Origin of the sequence: Bacillus sp. ISL-41 (assembly GCF_018613235.1) — a bacterium.
Classification (GTDB): Bacteria; Bacillota; Bacilli; order Bacillales; family Cytobacillaceae; genus Mesobacillus.
In genome coordinates, this window is the sequence record NZ_JAGGQP010000021.1 from 21,541 (window position 1) to 42,643 (window position 21,103).

A 21,103-nucleotide genomic window follows, 5' to 3' on the forward strand; every position below is an offset into this window, starting at 1 on the left:
CCACCTTTTAATAGGATAAGAATCCACTATTGAGACTAAATTTTATAGTAGTGACTTTACATACCTTCTAGTCTCTTTGTCAACCTCTTGAATTGATTCAAGATCCGGTTTTTCTATGATGTTATGGTTTTCCATTGCTCTCTCTATCAAGTCCTCAATTTGAAGGAATGTGATTCTGTCGTCCAAAAAGGCAGCTACCGCTGCTTCATTCGCAGCATTCATGACTGCAGGCAAAGTGCCTCCCGCCCGTCCGGCGTCATAAGCAAACTTCAGGCAGCGGAACCGGTCAAAGTCCATTTCCGAAAAGTGGAGCTTTCCAATTTCCGCAAGGTTCAACCTTTTCCCTGTTACCAATGGCAGCCTGTCTGGATATGTAAGGGCGTATTGAATGGGCACTTTCATATCAGGTGTTCCGAGCTGTGCCATAATACTTGTGTCATGGAACTCTACCATCGAATGGATGATGCTCTCCCGATGGAGGAGTACCGAAATATCGTCATACGGAAGAGAGAAAAGCCAATGAGCTTCAATGACTTCCAGCCCCTTATTCATCATCGTGGCGGAATCAATTGTGATTTTTGCACCCATCGACCAGTTTGGATGGTTCAAGGCATCTGCTTTTGTTACACCTTGCAGCTCTTCCCTCTTCCGGTCTCTGAAGCTGCCTCCCGATGCTGTGAGGATCAGTCTCTCAATATTCTTTTCCCTTTCACCTTGTAATGCCTGAAAAATGGCAGAATGCTCACTGTCTACAGGGAGGATGGATACGTTATGCCGCTTTGCCTCATCCATCACGATATGGCCAGCAGTCACAAGCGTTTCCTTATTCGCGATCGCAATCGTCTTGCCTGCTCTGATCGCCTCCAATGTAGGCCCTAAACCAACACTTCCGAGTACAGCATTGACAAGTATATCCGCCTTATGAAAAACAGCAGCTTCCACTAGGCCTTCTTGTCCAAATATAATCCTCACCTGCGGGAAGTCTGATTTTAACCGTTCAGCATCGTCTTTCTTCTGAACAGAAACAAGTTCTGGCAGAAATTCAGTTATGATTTTCCTGGTAAGCTCTATGTTTCTTCCAGCAGACATCGATACTAGCTTGAACTCTTCGGGATGCTCCCTGATTACATCGAGCGTCTGGATTCCAATTGATCCTGTTGCTCCCAACAAGCTGATTCTTTTCACAAATTTCACTCCTAATATCTCCAACGGGAAACGGTACACACACCCGGTATTATCGAATTCATTAATTTCTTCTCTTTTTTTGCGTTGCAATCAAGACATTATAACAAATGGAACAGGTGGATTAACGGCCAGACAAACAACAAGCTGTCGAAGCGGTCAAGCATGCCTCCATGTCCTGGAAGGATGTTGCCTGAGTCCTTAACATTGTAATGTCGCTTCAGTGCTGACTCAACAAGGTCTCCAATTTGGCCGAACACTGATAAAAATGCTGTCGCCATAAGCAGGATAACAGTCGGAACTTTCATATCTCCGAACACACTGAACAGGGCAGCAACTGCGAGTGCAGATATTACACCGCCAAAAAAGCCTTCAGTTGTCTTGTTCGGGCTGATTTCGGGCCAAAGCTTATGTTTGCCAATTGCCCGTCCGATAAAGTAGGCTCCTGAATCGGTAGCCCAGATAATGAATAGTGAATAAAACACATAGATCAGGCTTTCTTCTCTAGTTTCAATAAAGAAATAGAAGCCGAGCCCGACATAGAGTATTGACATGATTGAAAAAGCAACATCTTCAAAAGTGAAGCGATTTTTAGTTATGACAGTATAAGTCAGAAATAAAAGCACTCCAAGAAAGAAAAGCTCCAGTTTTGTATAATCAAATCCATCAAGAAGGTCGCTATATTGTTCGGGTATCAGGAAAATCCACAATAACAACAATGATAGAATGCCCGGAACCGAGAAAAGCTTTAAATGCTTCATCTTTAATGCTTCATATAATGCTACGGATGCTATTAGGTAAACCATTGCAATAAATGGCCAGCCTCCAAAAATAACGATTGGAAGAAAAACAGCTGCTGCTATGACTGCTGTAATGATTCTTTGCTTCATCTATTTATTCACACCTTTTTTATACTCCTCCAAAACGCCGCTGCCGGCCCTGGAATGCTTCAATTGCTTCGACAAAGTGTTCTTCATCAAAGTCCGGCCATAGAACATCTGTAAACCAGAACTCCGTGTATGCAAGCTGCCAAAGCATAAAATTGCTCAAGCGGATTTCTCCACTGGTCCTGATTAACAAGTCTGGATCATCCAAATCCTTAGTCATCAAGTAAGATGAAAAGACTTCTTCCGTCAACTCACTTTCAGCCATTTTACCATTTTTCACGTCATCGATGACTCTTTTGACGCTGTCAATGATTTCTCCACGGCTGCCATAGTTGAGGGCAAAGTTCAAGACAAGACCGGTGTTATTCTTCGTGTCTTCCATCGCTTTCCCTACCGCCCTTTTGGTATGCTCCGGAAGCTTATCCATATAACCAATCATTTCGACACGGACATTTTCTTCAATTAATTCTGGAAGGAAAGTGCCAAGAAATTCTTCGGGTAGCTTCATAAGGAAATCCACTTCCATTTTGGGCCTTTTCCAGTTTTCAGTAGAGAAAGCATAAACAGTTAGCGTCTTGACACCAAGCTCATTGGCCAGCTTGGTTATTTTACGGACAACCTTCATGCCTTCATGATGGCCAGCAACCCGGGGCAAAGCACGCTTTTTAGCCCAGCGTCCGTTACCATCCATTATGATGGCTACATGAGAAGGGACTTCATGTTCTTTAATATGAAGTACACGATCTTGGAAACTGGCAGGATTTTGATCCTTTTTCCACGGATTCATTTTATTTAACATTGTGACAGCTCCCCCAAAAGATTATCTTTAGCTCCAATGAGTCGTTCATCCCCGTTGACTGTGCAGGGACCGATTTGGCGCTGAAGCTGGACTGCTCATTAAAAGCGTTAGAGTAAATCTTTTTTCTCTCTTCAATTCCATATGCCACTATCATACCAAAAAAGAAAAAAGATATCTCTATAAACGGATGGTCTCACATTAATATTCTTCAATCCTAGCCTGCCCTTATACAAAAGGAGCCTTATATACAGAATATGTTCATATGAAGTAAAACAGAATACTGCAGCCAATATTATTATATTCTATCATTCAGGCTGTTTTCGTAAACTCATTGTTTTAATTTTAGCTGTGTTAAATTAAACTGTTGATTTCCGTTCCAGGCGCATCGCTTTCCGTGGGAAGAATATGAAAAAGACCAACTGCCGTCTTTTTCATAAGCAATTCTTCCTTGGGGCCGGAGCTGAGCCTCCTCGCCGCCGCTGGCGTCTGCGGGGTCTCACCTGTCCGGCTTATCCCGCAGGACATTGATTGGCTTTCTCGAATCTGCCCACGCACGATGGAAATGCGGGAGCATTTTCGGAGAAGACTGCGCGCCCTCCACTCCAATCAACAGAACTTAAAATACGATTAGCTTTAACACAGCCAAATTAAAGTATAATTCCATTTTATCAACCAGTATATGTATAGAGAAAAAACCCCCTGGAAAACAGAGGGTTTTCGATGTTGACTGCAAAAGCAGTGATTACACTTCCATAATTTCTTTTTCTTTGTCTTTTGTAATCTGATCGATTTTTGCAATGTGTTCGTCTGTCAGCTTTTGAATATCGTCCGAATATCCACGAAGGTCATCTTCAGTAATTTCGCCGTTTTTCTCAAGCTTTTTCAGATCTTCATTTCCATCACGACGGATATTGCGGATAGCGATTTTTGCTTCTTCCGCTTCCTTTTTAACTTGCTTTGCAAGGTCCTTGCGTCGCTCCTCAGTCAGTTGAGGAATCGCGATCCTGATGATTGATCCATCATTTGCAGGATTCAGGCCAAGATCAGACTTCAGGATTGCTTTTTCAATCTCACCAAGGATTGACTTATCATACGGCTGGATAACCAAAAGACGCGCTTCCGGTACAGAAATGCCAGCAAGTTGATTGACTGGAGTTGGTGCTCCATAGTATTCCACCTGTACTCTGTCTAGAAGAGAGGCACTTGCTCTCCCTGCACGAATGCTGGCAAGTTCGCGGGAATAAGCTTGGATCGCTTTAGACATTCTTTCTTTCGCATTGGCAATTGCTTGTTTTGGCATTAGTTTTTCCCCCTCACGGTTGTTCCGATTGTTTCACCCATAACTGCTCGTTTAATATTACCTTTTTCCATAATAGAGAATACAATTAACGGGATATCATTGTCCATACACAAGGATGAAGCCGTTGAATCCATGACAGCAAGGCCTTCCTTAAGCACATCCAGGTATGAGAGCTCTTCATACTTAGTAGCATTCTTGTCAACACGCGGGTCAGCTGAGTACACGCCATCAACGTTATTCTTAGCCATAAGGATTACATCTGCTTCGATCTCAGCTGCGCGCAATGCAGCGGTAGTATCCGTTGAGAAGTACGGATTTCCTGTTCCTGCTGCAAAAATGACCACGCGCTTTTTCTCCAGGTGCCTGATTGCCCTTCTTCTTATGTATGGCTCTGCTACCTGACGCATTTCGATGGAAGTTTGAACCCTTGTCTCAATTCCCGCTTGTTCCAGGCTGTCTTGCAATGACAGGGAATTCATGACGGTAGCGAGCATGCCCATATAGTCTGCCGTCGCTCTGTCCATGCCCATTTCTTCTCCGATTTTGCCTCTCCAGATGTTTCCTCCGCCTACTACAACAGCGACCTCAACATCCAGTTCCGCAATCTCCTTCACCTGGTCTGCAACATTTTTAATTACCGACGGATTGATGCCAAATCCTTGTTCTCCGGCTAATGCTTCTCCACTTAACTTTAAAACAACTCTTTTGTATTTAGGGCTCGTCATAGGGTACCTCCATATGTAATTTCAGGCTTACTGCAGCATAATTGCTGATGAAAAAGCCTAATTAAAGCTATGTCCAAAAACAGGGAACACTGGAGTGTTCCCTGCAATTACATAGGCTAGTAAAAATTATTTCTTGTTAACTTGGTTCATTACTTCTTCAGCAAAGTTATCTTCACGCTTTTCGATTCCTTCGCCTACTTCATAACGAGTGAACTCACGAAGTGTTCCGCCTTTTGATTCAACAAACTGGCGTACTTTTTGGTCAGGGTTCTTAACGAATGGCTGGTCAAGTACACAAACATCTTCGAAATATTTGCTCAAGCGGCCTTCAACCATTTTCGCAACGATATTTTCTGGCTTGCCTTCGTTAAGAGCTTGTTGTGTAAGGATTTGACGCTCGTGTTCAACTTCTTCTTGAGATACTTCGTCACGTGATACATATTTAGGGTTCAATGCAGCGATGTGCATGGAAACGTCTTTAGCAGCTGCTTCGTCTGTTGTTCCTTCAAGAACAGATAGTACGCCAATGCGTCCTCCCATATGAAGGTATGCACCGAATGCATCGTTATCAGTCTTAGTTTTTACTTCAAAGCGGCGAAGGGAAAGCTTCTCACCGATTTTAGCGATTGCATTGTTGATGCGGGTTTCAACTGTATCGCCATTTTCCATTGTTTGAGCATTAGCTTCTTCAGCAGAAGCAGGCTTGTTCTTAAGAAGGTGCTCAGCGATTTCCTTAACTAGAACCTGGAAGCCTTCATTCTTTGCTACGAAGTCTGTTTCAGAGTTCACTTCAAGGAGTACAGCTTCGTTGCCCTCTGTAAGGATGTAAGTTGTACCTTCAGCAGCGATGCGGTCAGCTTTTTTCGCAGCTTTAGCGATTCCTTTTTCACGAAGGAAGTCGATCGCTTGATCCATATCACCATTTGTTTCTTGAAGAGCCTTTTTGCAGTCCATCATACCTGCGCCAGTTTTTTCACGCAATTCTTTAACCATTTGTGCAGTAATTGCCATAATGAAATTCCTCCTAAAATCTCGGTTATATGTAACTATACTTTATTTTAACTTGATTTCGCCAATATAAACCCCAATGGAAGTTATATGGAATATAAGTCTTAAAAAAAGGTGATAAAGGGTGCTTCCCTATATCACCTTATTTTAAATTAAGCTTCTACAGTTTCTGTAGTTTCTTCGCCTTGCTTAGCTTCGATAATAGCGTCAGCCATTTTAGAAGTCAGCAATTTAACAGCGCGGATCGCGTCATCGTTCGCAGGGATAACTACGTCGATTTCGTCTGGATCACAGTTTGTATCAACAATTCCCACGATAGGAATGTTCAATTTGCGTGCTTCAGCAACAGCGATGCGCTCTTTGCGTGGGTCAATGATGAAAAGAGCATCTGGAAGGCCCTTCATGTCCTTGATTCCGCCCAAGAACTTTTCTAAACGCTCTTGCTCTTTCTTCAATTGAACTACTTCTTTCTTAGGAAGTACTTCAAAAGTTCCGTCTTCAGACATTCTTTCGATGTTCTTTAGACGAGAGATACGCTTTTGGATTGTTTCGAAGTTAGTTAGAGTACCACCCAACCAGCGTTGGTTAACATAGTACATACCAGAACGAGCTGCTTCTTCTTTAACAGAATCTTGAGCTTGTTTCTTAGTACCTACGAAAAGAACAGTACCGCCGTTACCAGCTAGTTCCTTCACGTAGTTGTATGCTTCTTCAACCTTCTTAACAGTCTTTTGAAGGTCGATGATGTAGATGCCGTTACGCTCAGTGAAGATGTACTTCTTCATCTTAGGGTTCCAACGGCGAGTCTGGTGACCGAAGTGTACACCAGCTTCAAGCAGTTGTTTCATAGAAATTACTGACATTGTGTTTCCTCCTAATGGTTTTGATTTCCTCCGTCCAAATCATCTTCAGCCAGGAACTGCCGAAACAGCACCATCTGACCGAATCAATGAACGTGTGTATTAACACCATGAGATAATATAGCATAAATAAAACGGACATTCAAGTTATTCTTGCGTATTTTGGCGAAATTTAAGCAAAAGTTCTATTTCGGTTTTCCCTTTATCCAAATCCCTAGCAATTTCTTCGATCGTCAATCCCTGTTTTTTCATGTGCACAACCTGATCAACAAAACTTAATGGTCTGGGTTCACTATTATCTTCGGGAATTTCCATATAAATTTTATCATTTGAATCAGATGGAACTGGTACATGGTTCTGCTGGTATGCCTTCTTGGCAGCATGGTAGGAAATTCCTTTGCCAAGACGCTGGTTCGTTTCCTTACTTACTTCTTCAGCAACTGCTTCCTGCTTTTCTTCTGCTGCTTCAATCGGGGCAGCCTTTTTACCGCCAGATTGCTTTTGAATGTTTGTTGCAGTCATCAATTCAAGAAATTTATCATTTTCTTCTTTCAATTCAAAAAGGTAAGCTGTAAATACTTCTTCAATCTCCTTGATGATTTTCCCCTGCTTTTTCTCTGCTTCTGCGAGCCGGTTTTGCCGTAAATATAATAGGATGATTGCGAAGATTGCTGCACCGTTTAACATGAGGCTTAAGAGTAGTAGAAAAGTGGTCATAACATCCCTCTATCCGCTGTAATCAATCACCTTCCCTTTATATGGGTGGTGTGGCTGTTCGGGTTGATCATTCTTATTCTTTTGATCTCGCCGGCCATTTTGCTGCTGCTTGCCTGATGGGCTGCCCTCCTGATTCAGGCGGGCTTCTTGTTTTTGATTATTTTTAACCACGGTTTTGCGCTTTAAGTCATCTTCCTTTGTCACACTTTGTGCCGCATGCTCCTGAAGATGCTGTCCTCGCTGCTGAAGTTGTTCCTGAATCTTGCCGGCATCATGTGTCCTCGGAAGCGCAATCTGCATTTCGATTGCTTTGAGGCTCATCATGTCACTTCCTGACTATTAAACTTTCTTTCTCTACTATTGGATGAATCGAGATCTCGCTATTTTCTAGATGAAAACTAACTTTCTTATAAAGCTGGTTTGTCAGGATCGCATACTTCCCGAAAAACACCTTCGTATTGGGGAATACTCTTTCTAATACATGCAAGGATGAGTATAATCTGTCCTGCTTTTCCATTTTTAGGAACTCAAGTTCAGCGACCAATTCCGCTAAACCAGTTTCAACATTCCGCCTGGTATTGCGCTGCTTCGAGATCATTTGCTGCTGTTCTGCCTTAAGACCGCCTGCCCGGCTGCCGATTTCGACCAACTTCACTTCGATTTCTGTGAGTTTTCTAATATTGTCTTTTGCTGTTTCGATGGATTGAAGAGTTTCGATTTCCGCTTGTTCAAGCAAGGGATCCCAGCCGACAGCTAACTCTGTTTTCGTAAAAAGCTCATTGCCTAATTCCTTGACGAAAATATTTCGCCCGGCAGAGATGGTTCCCCCGATGATTGTGCCTGTACGGCAATCTACATTTCCAGAAGCAGTCAGTTTACTGTGCAGTATGGATGACTTCACAATAATATCCTGTCCCGCTTTAACATTGGCCTGGTTGAGATAATTCGCCAGCAGATTCCCTCCGGCTGTAACCTTCCCTTTCATGGCTCCGGCCACGCCGCCTTTAATTATGATATTGCCTTCTGCATGAAGATGGGCTGCTTCAACAAGACCGTCCACTACGATATCTCCGCCAGCTTTCAGCTCATATCCGCTGGGTACATTCCCTCTAATAGTAATGTTCCCGACAAAATCAATATTGCCTGTCCGTAAATCCAGATCACCATTAACCTCGAATACTGGATTGACCGAGATTGCTTTATCAGTAATGCTGACTTGTCCATCGCAATTTGCAAAGAACTGACCGGATTCAAACATTACATTATTTCCCGGCTTCACCCGGATGGGACGCCCTGGCTTTGCAGGAATCATCCTCCCAGAGACATCTGTCCCATGGTTTCCATTCATAGGCGGGACCACAGAAGCCAACAACTGGCCTTTTCTCACTGAGGGAATATGCATAACGGAACGAAAATTAAAAACTTTATGGTCAGGACGACTGTTATGATGGAGTTCGTTATGCAAATACGCATCTGCACCATCCACTTTTGGCTCTCCAGCAGCAATGGTGACTGGATACCCAAAAGAATAAGGGTTCTCTGAGATTTGCGTTAACAGATCCCTTTTGACACCAAAAACGATCTTTTCAGCTTCTAAAATATCCATTAATTCCTCTATGGAAAAAGCCAATTCTTTATTTTCGGTATCCAGAATCAATTCAGCAGTAAGCCTGTCCTGTGAAAACCTTATCTTATACTCAGTCGCCAAGTTGATCTCCTGCCTTCTGTTAAGCTGTCTCTAGCCATTTTCTCAGTTTAAAGATCGCTTTTGAATGAATCTGAGAGATCCTTGAGGTTGAAAGATTCATGACTTGTCCAATCTCAGTCAGCGTTAATTCCTCTTTGTAAAACAAACTCAAGACGAGTTGTTCTTTGTCATTTAATTTCGAGACTTTTTCAGCTATCTCTTCCAGCATTTCAGACTTTAAAAGTTTATCTTCAGGGATTTCAGCTTTTTCATCCTTTATTACGAATGACTGGTTGTCCCGTTCATCATTTTCAATTGGATGTTCATCTATCGATAGAACATTCGCAAAAAAATGTTCATTTATTGTGGTGTAAATCTCGGTCTCTTCCATGTTCAGTTCACTGGCAATTTCTTCGATGGTCGCATTGCGCATATATCGCTGTTCCAGTCTCTCGATGGCTGCATCAATCTTTTTTGCTTTTTCCCTGGTACTTCTAGGCAGCCAGTCTTCCTTTCTTAATCCATCTAATATTGCTCCGCGAATCCGGAAAGAAGAATATGTATCAAATTTCAAATCCCTGTTCGGATCGAATTTTTCCAGAGCATCATATAAACCAATCATGCCAAGGCTTCTTAAATCATCTCTAGACACACTTTTCGGAAGACTCACTGAGATTCTTTGCACATGGTAGGAAACAAGTGGCATATATTTTTTTATCAGTAAATTACCCGCATCCGGATCACGGAACTGTACCCATTTATCCCATGTTACCTGTTCTTCCGACGTGGATCCTCGTACCATTGTCATCCTCCTCACGCGCATTACGCATTATTCTTGGAAGCTGCTTACAATTTAAATTCAACGAATTAAATCTCACTATTCCCTTTATTAACAGTCCTGATCTGCATCAAACCGGTTTTTGGATCAAACTCAATCGTCCTTCCGCTATTTCCGCCTACATCCTGGGCTATAACCGGAATCCTGAGCTCCTTCAATTCCTTTAAGACTGCTTCAACATTCCTTGGCCCGATTCTCATCATGTCACTGCTTCCGGAAAACTGGAACATTTGTGCACCTCCAGCAATCTTGGCCTTAATTCCTGAAGGTCTAGCACCGACTCTCATCAGGCCATCTAAAAGTTCCTTGATGGCCGTATTAGCAAATTTTGCTTTATTCAGCGGCTCTGCCCGCGACAAAGACGAATCAGGCAGCATGATATGCGCCATGCCCGCGACTTCTCTTGCCTGATCATACAAAACCACGCCGACACAGGAACCAAGACCTGTGGTCCGTATTAAATCCGGAACTTTAACAATGTTCATATCAGCAATACCAACTTTGATGATTTCAGCGGTTTTATACATCAAGCCTTACCCCTAGCGCGGAGAAGATGATATGGAATGAATCAGGGTCCGGCAACAGGAAGAAATGTCCATTCACACTGTCAGGCATCTGAGCATCTTCTTCATCCAACGCCGTATCTATTACGATCGCATAATCACTCACCTGGGATAATTCCAATAGTCCGAAACTGATGACGGCTCCTACCATATCTATGCTTAAAGCCGGAACGGATGGATACAGGCTCAGCTTGGTGAAATCTGATAGTGACGAAAGATATGAACCAGATAAAATATTCCCTAGTTCCTGGAGAGCAGACAGTGCCAGCTCATTATCCTGTTCTTCTGAAAAAGAGAATGACTGTTTTTTTATTAGTTGGCCGATATACTTCTCTGCCTGTGGGAGCGGAAGGATAAAAAACATGCTTCCCGGGGCATCGCCTTCTATTCGAAGAAATACACTCGCCACGACATTGTCCGCCCCGCCAGCAAGTTCCATGACTTCATCAAAGGATACGACCCTGACTCTGGGCACCTTCATATCAATTTTTTTATTCAATAAAGTTGATAAAGCCGTTGCAGCATGTCCTGCTCCAATATTTCCAACCTCTTTTAAAATGTCGAGGTGGATGTCCGAAATGCTTTTTAGAAAAGTCATAGTTCTATTCCCTTCACTTACAAAGCCTTTACTTCATCGGTTTCAAGGATTTTGTGCAAATCTATTAAAATCAATAACCTTTTATCCAAGTTGGCCACTCCATCTATATAGCCTTCTGCCTCTAAACCAACGACCTCAGGAGGAGGTTCAATCTTGCTTGTCGGGATATCGATGACATCATTTGCCCCATCTACAATCAAGCCAACTTCTTTATCTTCTATAGAAACAATAATCACACGAGTTCCTTCTGTGTATGCTTGTTCTCCCATTCCAAACCTGACTCTCAAATCTAATAGAGGAGTTACTACTCCCCGAAGGTTCATTACCCCTTTTACAAAGGGATTCGTATGAGGCACCCTTGTAATATGCATGATCTTTTCAATCGACTTAACCTGGCTTACAGGAACACCGTATTCTTTATCATTCAACTGGAACACGATTACTTTTAAGTCTGACACCAAATTTTCAGCCACTTTTCTCACTCCCAAAATATCATCGTCATTGTATTAACAAGGAATCTATTTAATTAAGGCATTGCAATCCACAATCAATGCTACCTGTCCATCTCCAAGGATTGTTGCACCCGAGATCGCAAAAACATTCGTTAAATAATTTCCTAATGATTTAAGGACTACTTCTTGCTGTCCAATGAATGAGTCAACAATCAACCCAGCCATTTTATCTCCTTTTCGAACGATGATGACCGAGTGGAATTGATCTTCATTATGTTCTGACGGTACCTCGAAGATATCCTTTAAGAACAGCAATGGCACGACCTTGCCTCTAAAATCAATCACCTTTTGATTATGTGCATTCATGATATCAGTTTCTTTGATTATGGCTGTCTCAATGATTGATGACAAAGGAATCGCGAATTTTTCTTTCTGGATTTCGACTAACATCACCGAAATGATTGACAATGTCAGAGGAAGCTGGATGGAGAAAATAGTTCCCTCATTTTCCTTTGAATCAATTGAAATAGAGCCTCCCAAAGATTCGATTGTATTCTTGACAACATCCAAACCTACTCCACGCCCGGAGATATCAGATATTTTCTCCGCGGTAGAGAAGCCAGATGAAAGGATTAATTCATATGCCTGTTTATCAGTGAAGCCTGCAGCAGATTGTTCGGTGATGATTCCCTTGCTGATGGCCTTCTGTAAAACTTTATCCCTGCTGATTCCGGCACCATCATCCTCAATTTCAATGAATACATGATTGCCGCTGTGGAAAGCGCGAAGCACCACCGTGCCCTCTTCGTTCTTGCCCTTTGCCCTGCGCACTTCAGGTGATTCAATTCCATGGTCGACTGAATTTCTCAACAAATGCACTAACGGATCACCAATTTCGTCAATTACTGTCCGATCCAATTCTGTCTCAGCACCAACGATTTCGAGGTTGATCTTTTTGTTTAAGTCTCTTGCTAACTGACGAATCATTCTCGGGAAGCGGTTGAATACCGTTTCTACCTGAACCATCCTCATATTCAGAATAATATTTTGCAAGTCGCCGGATATCCTGGACATCCTTTCGACCGTTTCAGTAAGTTCACCATTATCCAAATCTTTGGAGATTTGCTCGAGTCTGCCGCGATCAATGACAAGCTCTTCAAATAAATTCATTAGAATATCGAGACGTTCAATATTCACTCTTATTGTTTTGCTGCTATTTACTGGCTGTTTGGCACCGCCTTTTTTATCATGAACCGGCGCCACTTCAGATCCAATCGATTGAGTTAGGTCCGAAGCAGTTGAATCAGATACCTCATGGCCATTTGATTTTGGCAGAACTTCACCTTTCGGATCATCATTCTCATCATCAAACTCTAATGACTTAAGGTCGGTTTTGACAACCTCTGAAACTTTCATGATTTTGCTTTTAATATCCTCCGGATCCTCTTTGGAGACAATCGTAATCGAAAATTCATGATCAAATTGTTCTTCCTCCAGCTGCTCTACCGAAGGGTTTGCTTTGATTACTTCACCGATCTTCTCCAATACCTCAAAAACCATATAGACTCGAGCAGCTTTCAGCAAGCAATCTTCACGCAAAGCGATCCCAATTTCATAAACACCGAAGCCTTGTTCTTTGGACTGTTTTAAAACAGTCAGTTCAAATTCATCATAATGGGATTGCTGCTTGGCTTCTAAAACGGCTGCAACGGCAACTTCCTTATTAGCGGAACTTGACAGCGATTCCCCTTTTTCAATCAGTTTTAACTTTTCAACTGTTTCAGTGACGTCCTTTTTACCATCGCCTCCAGCCGCAATTGCCTGGACCATGTCTTCAAGGTGATCAACAGCCATGAAAATAACATCAATTATTTCAGGTGTTGTCGCCAATCTGTTATTCCTTATCCCATCAAGTACATTTTCCATTTGATGTGTAAGACTTGCCAGATCCTCGTAACCCATTGTCGCTGACATCCCTTTAAGAGTATGAGCCGACCTGAAAATTTCATTAATGATTGATAAATCCTGGGGATTTTTCTCTAATTCCAATACTTGTTCATTACAGGCCTGCAAATGTTCTTTACTTTCTTCAATAAAGACTTCAAGATATTGATTCAATTCCATGTGCACAGCACCTCCGGCCTCATATATAATTCATGATCGATTGTGCGATGTTCTCTACATCCGCTACCTCATCAACCATATTCGTTGCTATTGCTGCTTTTGGCATTCCGAAAACAATTGACGTTTCCTGGGATTCGGCGATTGCTTTTACTATGCCGTACTTTTTCATTTCAACCAGTCCCTTGGACCCATCTGCCCCCATTCCTGTCATGATGACAGCAATTTTAGAGTAGTTCTTGATGGTACTCATAGACTCGAACATCACATCAACGGAAGGACGATGTCCATTTCGAGGCGGTGATTGGCTAAGACTGATTGCCAGCGATGAACCTAAACTTTTAACCTTTAAGTGAAAGCCTCCCGGAGCTATATATGCAGTCCCTTTTTGTAAAAGCTCGCCATCTTCCGCTTCCTTGACTCTAATCTGGCTTAAGGAATCCAGTCGATTGGCAAGTGACTTGGTAAAACCGGGCGGCATGTGCTGGACGATAAGGATTGGTACCTCCAAACCTTTTGGCAATGAAGTTATAACTTGCTGCAATGCTCTTGGCCCCCCGGTAGAAGTTCCAATGCAGACAATCTTTTTGGATTGGGTAAATCCCCTGGTTGTTACGTTGCTTGCTGGCTTTATCTCTGAATCTAGGGAACTCTCCAATTTCTTTCCAACAGTATTTGAATCTTCCAGGAAGTTTATTTTTGTTAGATTAGCTTTGCTTGCCGATAACACTTTTTGGATTAACTCTGTTTTGATTTTATGTAAATCTATTGAAATGGATCCTGACGGCTTGGCCACAAAATCCACAGCACCCGCCTGAATCGCCTGCAGCGTCGTGTCCGCGCCTTCTTTCGTGGTGCTAGAAAGCATAACAACCGGCAGCGGGTGCTCCTTCATGATCAGCTTCAATACTTCCAACCCATTTAGTTTCGGCATTTCCACGTCAAGTGTAATGACATCAGGACGGAATTCCCGGCATTTCTTAATGGCATCCTCTCCATTACGAGCCGTGCCAATAACCTCAATCTCCGGGTGTTCTGATAGAAAGTCGCTGATCAGCTTACGCATGAAAGCTGAATCATCTACGATGAGAACTCTAGTTTTTGCCACTCGACCACTACCTTTCGAAAAGGAATTGCTTCAATCTAGATGTAAAACTCCTGTTATCTCTCTTTTCGGCATTGTAGCTCGCATTATTGATATATTTTTCGATAATCGCTGCCATTCCTTTAGAAGCTTGTGACCGTTCATTGAACATTGTAAATGGAATCTGGCGTTTTACTGCTTCCTGTACAGTTTTATCATCCGGCAGCATTCCAAGCTTGATCGGTGTCCTTCCTAAAAATTTCCCAAGAACATCGTCCAGTCTGTCCATCGTATCGTTGCCTTCTTTGACAGAACCAGCCCTGTTGACAACCAAATAGAAAGGCAATTCTGAATCTGCAAGGTGGATGTATTTCATAGTAGCGTATGCATCCATCAGGGATGTAGGCTCTGTCGTAGTGATGACGAATATCTCGTTGACAGACAGAAGGATCGATAAAGTCTCCTCGGTCAAGCCGGCTCCCATATCAAAAATCAGATAATCATACTTTCTCAGAACTTCACTTAAACTAGAGATGAAGTAATCGACGCCAGCACGGTCCATCCTGACTAATTGGCTTAAGCCTGTCCCGCCTGAGATATATTCGACACCGTGCGGTCCCTGAAAAATTACCTCCTCCATCGATGATTTTCCTGAAAGAAAATCGGCAATGGAGAGTGAAGAACTTTTCCCCATCAAAATCTCGATATTCCCCATACCGATATCCAGATCAAACAGTAAGACCTTATAGCCTTTTTTGGCGAGGGAAATTGAGAAGTTGAGCGAGAAATTCGATTTCCCGACTCCGCCTTTTCCGCTGACCACAGCGAGTGTTTTCGCTTCCTTGGCGAGAGTGTTCGTTTTAAGTCGGTTTCTTAATTTTTCTGCCTGGTCATTCATAGGTGCTGACTCCAAGAATAGTATTTGCAATAATATTTGGCTTTGCCTCGATCAGGTCATCTGGCACATCTTGTCCATTGGTCAAATAGGCAACTCCAGTTGAAAATTTCAACGCCATATTGAGCATTGCTCCGTATACCGAAGTTTCATCAAGTTTTGTGAAAATGAATTTATCAATATGGATCAGCGAAAATTGCTGCCGGATTTCCTCCATATCTCTTTGTTTTGCCGTCAATGCCAGGACAAGATAAGTTTCCATATCCTTTCCGAAATCGATGACATCTTTTAGGTCGTTGACATACTTTTGATTTCTGAAATTACGTCCTGCTGTATCGATGAAGACAAGGTCATAGTCTGCGAATTTATCTGTGGCAGCCTTGAAATCCTCCATGTTGTAGCAAACTTCTATTGGGACATCGAGAATTTTCGCATATGTTTTCAACTGCTCAATAGCAGCAATTCGATAGGTGTCTGTGGTGATAAAAGCAACTTTCTTCTGGTGCTTCAATACACAATCAGCAGCGATTTTGGCCAGGGTAGTCGTTTTTCCAACGCCTGTCGGCCCAATGACATTGACAAATTTCCTTTTAAAAGAAATTCCTTCGAATGCAAGAGGAGAAAGCTTTTCTTCAATTGCGAGCGCACACCATTCGGTTATTTCTGCTTCACTTGCAGCCGCTCCGCCGAGATACCATTTCTCAAGAAGGAATCCAGCAAATTCATCAATGGTCTCTTGATTTATATCCATATCCCTTAGGAACTGAATTTGCCTGCTGATTGGTTCTGGTAATGAGACTCCTTCGATTTTTCCTGATTCCTTTAGCAATTCCTTCAGCTGTGAAATTTCTTTCAGAAGTTCCTTGTCGGCTTTTTGCGGTGTTTCCATTACAGGTTTCAACTGAACAGTTGGTGAACCCTTTTTAGATACTTCTCTCATTACCACAGGGCGAGTAAATTTACCTAGTTGATCCACACTGGCTGCCTTTGTACTTAAGTCCGTGTCTGGATCGATGGCAGCAATAACCTCAATGCTATTTTTCTTAAAAAAGCCCATGAATCCTCCGGTCTGGACGACACGGGAATTAAGAATCACTGCCTCATTGCCCAGCTCTCCCCTGACGAGTTTCATTGCTTCAGGCATGGATGAAGCTGTATACTTTTTCACTTTCATTCTACATTCACCACCCCGACACTTTGGACTTCGACATTTGCTTCAAGTTCGTTATAAGACAATACAGGGATTTGCGCAAAATACCTTTCTGTCAGCTGACGCACATACATCCGGACCGCAGGTGAACAAAGTATAATCGGTGTTTGCTCCATTATGCTCAATTGCTCTACCTGGTTTGCCACAGATTCCAGTATTCCTTGAGAGACTGCAGGGTCCAGGGACAGGTAGTTTCCGTGCTCTGTTTGCTGAACACCTTCCGCAACCACCTTTTCTACCCTTCCCGATAGTGTAATCACCTTCAGGGTTTCACCATTTCGTGAATATTGGTTCGTGATTTGTCTTGCAAGTGCCTGACGGACGTATTCAGCAAGGATGTCTGTATCAGTTGTCACTTTTCCGTAATCAGCAAGTGTTTCGAATATAATCGGCAAATTCCTGATTGAGACATTTTCCCTAAGCAGCTTGCCCAGCACTTTTTGGATTTCACCAACTGATAAAGGATTCGGTGTCGCTTCCTCAACAAGGATCGGATAGCTTTCACGAAGGTGATCGATCAGCTGCTTCGTTTCCTGTCTGCCCAGAAGTTCATGTGCATTAGCCTTTATTACTTCTGTAATATGGGTCGAAACAACTGAAGGCGGATCGACTACTGTGTAGCCAAATATTTCTGCCTGCTCCTTCATTTCTTCCGTAATCCATTTAGCAGGCAAACCGAAACTTGGTTCAATTGTATCGATACCTTCGACAGAATCATCATCTATTCCAGGACTCATTGCCAGATAATGATCGAGAAGCAATTCTCCCCTGGCCATTTCGTTCCCTTTGATTTTCAGCCTGTATTCATTAGGCTGAAGCTGGATATTGTCCCGGATCCTGACTACTGGAATGACTAGTCCAAGCTCAATGGCCAGCTGCCTTCTGATCATGACAATCCGGTCCAGAAGATCTCCTCCCTGGTTAGCGTCGGCCAGAGGTATCAAACCATATCCGAACTCAAACTCAATCGGATCAACATTCAATAGATTGACCACACTCTCAGGACTCTTCATCTCGTCCATCTGTATGTCTTCTTCCATTTCCTGCAGCTGCTGCTTATCCGGCTCAGGAACACGGGAGAAGGAGTACCCGCCAAATGCCATCAATGCCGCAATCGGAATCGTCAGCAAATCGTGGATGGGCGTAAACAGCCCTAGCAGGAAAATCGTTCCTGCACCGACATACAGCATTTTAGGATAAGCCAGCAACTGTGAAGTAATGTCAACTCCAAGGTTCCCATCAGATGCAGCTCGAGTGACCACTATACCCGTGGCTGTCGAGATCAGAAGTGCAGGGATCTGGCTGACAATTCCGTCACCAACTGTCAAAAGGGAGTATTTTTGCGCAGCATCTGCAATCCCAAGACCTTGCTGTGTCATACCGATAACAATCCCAAAAATCAAGTTGATCAGAACGATGATGATTCCAGCGATGGCATCTCCCTTTACGAATTTACTAGCACCATCCATCGCACCGTAAAAATCTGCTTCTCTACTTACTTTTTCACGACGTTCTCGTGCCTGCTGTTCAGAAATCATCCCGGCATTCAAATCAGCATCAATACTCATTTGCTTACCAGGCATTGCATCAAGGGTAAACCTTGCTGCAACCTCTGATACACGCTCGGAACCCTTCGTGATGACAATGAACTGGATGATGATCAAGATCAGGAACACTACCATCCCGACAACAACATTCCCCCCGACAACGAATGTACCGAAGGTCTCAACCACCCCTCCAGCTTCACCTTTTGAAAGGATGGATCGTGTTGTTGAAACATTCAAACCAAGTCTGAATAAAGTTAACAACAGCAGCAGTGAAGGAAAAACAGAAAACTGGAGCGGTTCAGTCATATTCATTGTGTTCAACAGCACCAGAAGTGCAATTGAGATGTTTACCATGATTAGTACACTTAACAGCCATGGGGGAAAAGGAATGATCAACATGGCTACGATTAAGATGACACTAAGCAGGACGGACAGGTCTCTTGCTGACATACTACTTCTCTCCTAAACACTGCATACCTGAAGAATTACAGCACTTTATTTTTTGTTTGATACACAAAGGCCAGGATTTCAGCCACCGCTTTGAAAAACTCCTCAGGGATGGGATCACCGATCTCAGCCTGGCTGTATAACGCCCTCGCCAAAGGACGGTTCTCGATAGACATAATCTCATTTTCCTTGGCAATCAATTTAATCTTCTGTGCAACAAAGTCGACACCCTTTGCCACAACGATCGGGGCATCAGCCTTCTGCTCGTCATACTTTAGTGCGATCGCGAAGTGAGTCGGGTTCGTAATGACCACATCCGCTTTTGGAACTTCTTGCATCATCCGCCGCATTGCCATCTCTCTTTGCTTCTGCTTAATCTTAGACTTGATAAGAGGATCCCCTTCGATGTTTTTGTACTCATCTTTCAAGTCTTGCTTTGACATGCGGATACTTTTCTCATAATCATATTTTTGGTACAGATAATCCAATAATGATAAAAATAGCAATGCTCCGGAAGCAAAAAGGCCCATTTGGAGCGTCAGCCCTGCAATAGTTGCCAATGCAGCACCAACACTCTTATTAGCGAGGAGAAGTACCTCGTCCAACCGCAACCACAGGACTGAGAAAGCGACCACGCCTACGAAGGTGATTTTAAGGATCGATTTTAGCAATTCAACGATTGCCCTCATTGAAAAAATTCTCTTGAAGCCGCTGATCGGATTGATTTTCTCAAGTTTCATTTGGATTGCTTCAGTCGAAAACATATAGCCGACTTGGATGTAGTTGGCAGCAACCCCTGCGATCAAAGCGACGATCATGACAGGACCCAGGAAGATGACCAATTCAGCCAATATTTCAATTACAATAGATTCGATATTATTCGCAGTCAAATCCATTAACATATAGTTTTGCAAGGAATGGCGAAGGACACCGATAAGTCTCTCCATCATCACACTGCCAAAAAACATCAAAAACAAAAACACAGCAAGAAGGACAATGGCAGTATTGACGTCCTGGCTTTTGGCAACCTGTCCTTTTTTCCGAGCGTCCTGTCTCTTTTTGGGAGTCGCTTTTTCTGTTTTTTCACCGGCAAAATACTGCAGGTCTAACCTTAAATACTCCATTTAAGCTCCTCCGATCAATTCCATCAAACCCCTCATTGTCGCAAGAGTAGTGGAAAACAGATCCGTTATAACCATGATCAGCACGCCCATTACCGCAATAAGTACGAGAAAGCTTACACCGATTTTCACTGGCAGTCCGACAACGAATATATTCAATTGCGGGACGGTCCTTGCTACAATTCCAAGGGCAACATCAACCAGGAACAAGCTGCCGACCACCGGCAAGGACATCTGGAAGGCAATAATGAACATTTTATTGAAAGACAGGATGATGAATTCCGCGATATTTTCATTCCCAAACGGTATGGCCACCTGATCGATCGGGATAAAATCATAACTGTAAAAGATGCCATCCATCAACAGATGATGGCCGTTTACTGTCAGTAAAAACAAAAGAGCAATCGTATATAAATACTGACCCATCAGAGGACTCTGTGCCCCTGTCTGCGGATCGATGACATTTGCAATTGCAAAGCCCATCTGGAAATCTATGAAACCCCCGGCAATCTGGATGGCAGCCATCATCAATGCTGCAATGAAGCCTATGAATAAACCAACCATTGCTTCTTTGATGACCAGCAGGAAGTACGTGCTGTCTATTGCGATTTCAGGGGCTCCTATTGCTGTAAACATGATGATAGAAAGCATGAATCCAAGCCCTACTTTATGAGACGCGGGAATCGTCCGATATGAAAATAATGGCATCATCAAGAAAAAGGATGTCACCCTTACAAAAATCAGCAGGAATGCCGGAAACGATGGAATGAAATCTAGCATCTCATCAGCCTACAAACCTAGTAAGATTCGAAAAAATCTCCGTCGCATAGCTCAGCATATAACTTAGCATCCATGGACCAAAGAAAACGACTCCGACCAGCACGGCCACAATCTTTGGCACGAAAGCCAGTGTCTGTTCCTGGATCTGCGTAGTTGCCTGAAAAATACTGACGATCAAACCAACTACCAGTGCTAGAATCAACAATGGACCTGAAATCATTAAAACTGTATAAATTCCTCGTTCTGCTATTGAGATAACACCTTCTGATGTCATTTTCATTC

General features: G+C 43.0%; 22 protein-coding genes. All 22 read right to left on the bottom strand.

Annotated elements, in window-relative coordinates; all coding sequences use genetic code 11:
• Positions 1-42: 42 nt before the first annotated feature.
• The 22 genes from dxr to fliQ all read right to left on the bottom strand — a co-directional run bounded on the left by dxr (position 43) and on the right by fliQ (position 21,095).
• Complete coding sequence (dxr, locus tag J7I80_RS10120) at positions 43-1,185, bottom strand: 1-deoxy-D-xylulose-5-phosphate reductoisomerase (RefSeq protein WP_214738115.1); 1,143 nt, start codon at positions 1,183-1,185, stop codon at positions 43-45.
• A gap of 98 nt (positions 1,186-1,283) precedes the next feature.
• On the bottom strand, positions 1,284-2,072 hold the full coding sequence (locus J7I80_RS10125) for a phosphatidate cytidylyltransferase (RefSeq protein ID WP_214738117.1): 789 nt from the start codon (positions 2,070-2,072) through the stop codon (positions 1,284-1,286).
• 19 nt (positions 2,073-2,091) lie between these two features.
• Complete coding sequence (locus J7I80_RS10130) at positions 2,092-2,868, bottom strand: undecaprenyl pyrophosphate synthase (RefSeq protein WP_214738119.1); 777 nt, start codon at positions 2,866-2,868, stop codon at positions 2,092-2,094.
• A gap of 742 nt (positions 2,869-3,610) precedes the next feature.
• On the bottom strand, positions 3,611-4,168 hold the full coding sequence (gene frr / locus J7I80_RS10135; RefSeq protein ID WP_214738122.1) for a ribosome recycling factor: 558 nt from the start codon (positions 4,166-4,168) through the stop codon (positions 3,611-3,613).
• On the bottom strand, positions 4,168-4,893 hold the full coding sequence (pyrH, locus tag J7I80_RS10140) for a UMP kinase (protein ID WP_167831722.1): 726 nt from the start codon (positions 4,891-4,893) through the stop codon (positions 4,168-4,170). Before pyrH ends, frr begins: the two co-directional genes overlap by 1 nt.
• Positions 4,894-5,019: 126 nt before the next feature.
• On the bottom strand, positions 5,020-5,904 hold the full coding sequence (tsf, locus tag J7I80_RS10145) for a translation elongation factor Ts (protein ID WP_214738124.1): 885 nt from the start codon (positions 5,902-5,904) through the stop codon (positions 5,020-5,022).
• A gap of 149 nt (positions 5,905-6,053) precedes the next feature.
• A complete protein-coding gene (gene rpsB / locus J7I80_RS10150; protein WP_192470361.1) occupies positions 6,054-6,764 on the bottom strand; it encodes a 30S ribosomal protein S2 in 711 nt (236 codons plus the stop codon).
• A 144-nt stretch (positions 6,765-6,908) separates the two neighbouring features.
• Positions 6,909-7,478, bottom strand: coding sequence for a hypothetical protein (locus J7I80_RS10155; protein ID WP_214738126.1), 570 nt, complete (start codon positions 7,476-7,478; stop codon positions 6,909-6,911).
• Positions 7,479-7,487: 9 nt separating this feature from the next.
• Positions 7,488-7,799, bottom strand: a complete 312-nt coding sequence (locus J7I80_RS10160) for a hypothetical protein (protein ID WP_214738128.1) — start codon at positions 7,797-7,799, stop codon at positions 7,488-7,490.
• A gap of 4 nt (positions 7,800-7,803) precedes the next feature.
• A complete protein-coding gene (locus tag J7I80_RS10165; RefSeq protein ID WP_214738131.1) occupies positions 7,804-9,186 on the bottom strand; it encodes a flagellar assembly protein A in 1,383 nt (460 codons plus the stop codon).
• A 19-nt stretch (positions 9,187-9,205) separates the two neighbouring features.
• Positions 9,206-9,967, bottom strand: coding sequence for a FliA/WhiG family RNA polymerase sigma factor (locus J7I80_RS10170; protein ID WP_214738133.1), 762 nt, complete (start codon positions 9,965-9,967; stop codon positions 9,206-9,208).
• Between the two features lie 65 nt (positions 9,968-10,032).
• Entirely contained in the window at positions 10,033-10,530 is a 498-nt protein-coding gene (locus J7I80_RS10175) for a chemotaxis protein CheD (RefSeq protein WP_214738135.1), read from the bottom strand.
• Positions 10,523-11,164 carry a chemotaxis protein CheC gene (locus J7I80_RS10180; protein ID WP_214738137.1) on the bottom strand — a complete coding sequence of 214 codons (642 nt, stop codon included), beginning with the start codon at positions 11,162-11,164 and terminating at the stop codon, positions 10,523-10,525. Before J7I80_RS10180 ends, J7I80_RS10175 begins: the two co-directional genes overlap by 8 nt.
• A 17-nt stretch (positions 11,165-11,181) precedes the next feature.
• Positions 11,182-11,637 (bottom strand): chemotaxis protein CheW, encoded by a 456-nt coding sequence (locus J7I80_RS10185; protein ID WP_214738139.1) that lies wholly within the window; start codon positions 11,635-11,637, stop codon positions 11,182-11,184.
• 45 nt (positions 11,638-11,682) lie between these two features.
• Complete coding sequence (locus tag J7I80_RS10190) at positions 11,683-13,740, bottom strand: chemotaxis protein CheA (RefSeq protein ID WP_214738141.1); 2,058 nt, start codon at positions 13,738-13,740, stop codon at positions 11,683-11,685.
• A gap of 19 nt (positions 13,741-13,759) precedes the next feature.
• Entirely contained in the window at positions 13,760-14,845 is a 1,086-nt protein-coding gene (locus J7I80_RS10195; protein ID WP_214738143.1) for a protein-glutamate methylesterase/protein-glutamine glutaminase, read from the bottom strand.
• A gap of 7 nt (positions 14,846-14,852) precedes the next feature.
• On the bottom strand, positions 14,853-15,719 hold the full coding sequence (locus J7I80_RS10200; RefSeq protein ID WP_214738145.1) for a MinD/ParA family protein: 867 nt from the start codon (positions 15,717-15,719) through the stop codon (positions 14,853-14,855).
• Positions 15,712-16,890, bottom strand: a complete 1,179-nt coding sequence (gene flhF, locus J7I80_RS10205) for a flagellar biosynthesis GTPase FlhF (RefSeq protein ID WP_214738147.1) — start codon at positions 16,888-16,890, stop codon at positions 15,712-15,714. Before flhF ends, J7I80_RS10200 begins: the two co-directional genes overlap by 8 nt.
• The gene (flhA, locus tag J7I80_RS10210) at positions 16,887-18,923 is read right to left on the bottom strand and encodes a flagellar biosynthesis protein FlhA (protein ID WP_214738149.1); all 2,037 of its coding nucleotides are present in this window, start codon (positions 18,921-18,923) and stop codon (positions 16,887-16,889) included. The genes flhF and flhA overlap by 4 nt, the downstream gene beginning before the upstream one ends.
• Positions 18,924-18,958: 35 nt before the next feature.
• Positions 18,959-20,044, bottom strand: coding sequence for a flagellar biosynthesis protein FlhB (gene flhB, locus J7I80_RS10215; protein ID WP_214738151.1), 1,086 nt, complete (start codon positions 20,042-20,044; stop codon positions 18,959-18,961).
• Entirely contained in the window at positions 20,045-20,821 is a 777-nt protein-coding gene (gene fliR, locus J7I80_RS10220) for a flagellar biosynthetic protein FliR (protein ID WP_214738154.1), read from the bottom strand. It abuts the gene before it with no gap.
• Between the two features lie 4 nt (positions 20,822-20,825).
• Positions 20,826-21,095 carry a flagellar biosynthesis protein FliQ gene (gene fliQ, locus J7I80_RS10225; protein ID WP_192470346.1) on the bottom strand — a complete coding sequence of 90 codons (270 nt, stop codon included), beginning with the start codon at positions 21,093-21,095 and terminating at the stop codon, positions 20,826-20,828.
• Between the last annotated feature and the right edge of the window lie 8 nt (positions 21,096-21,103).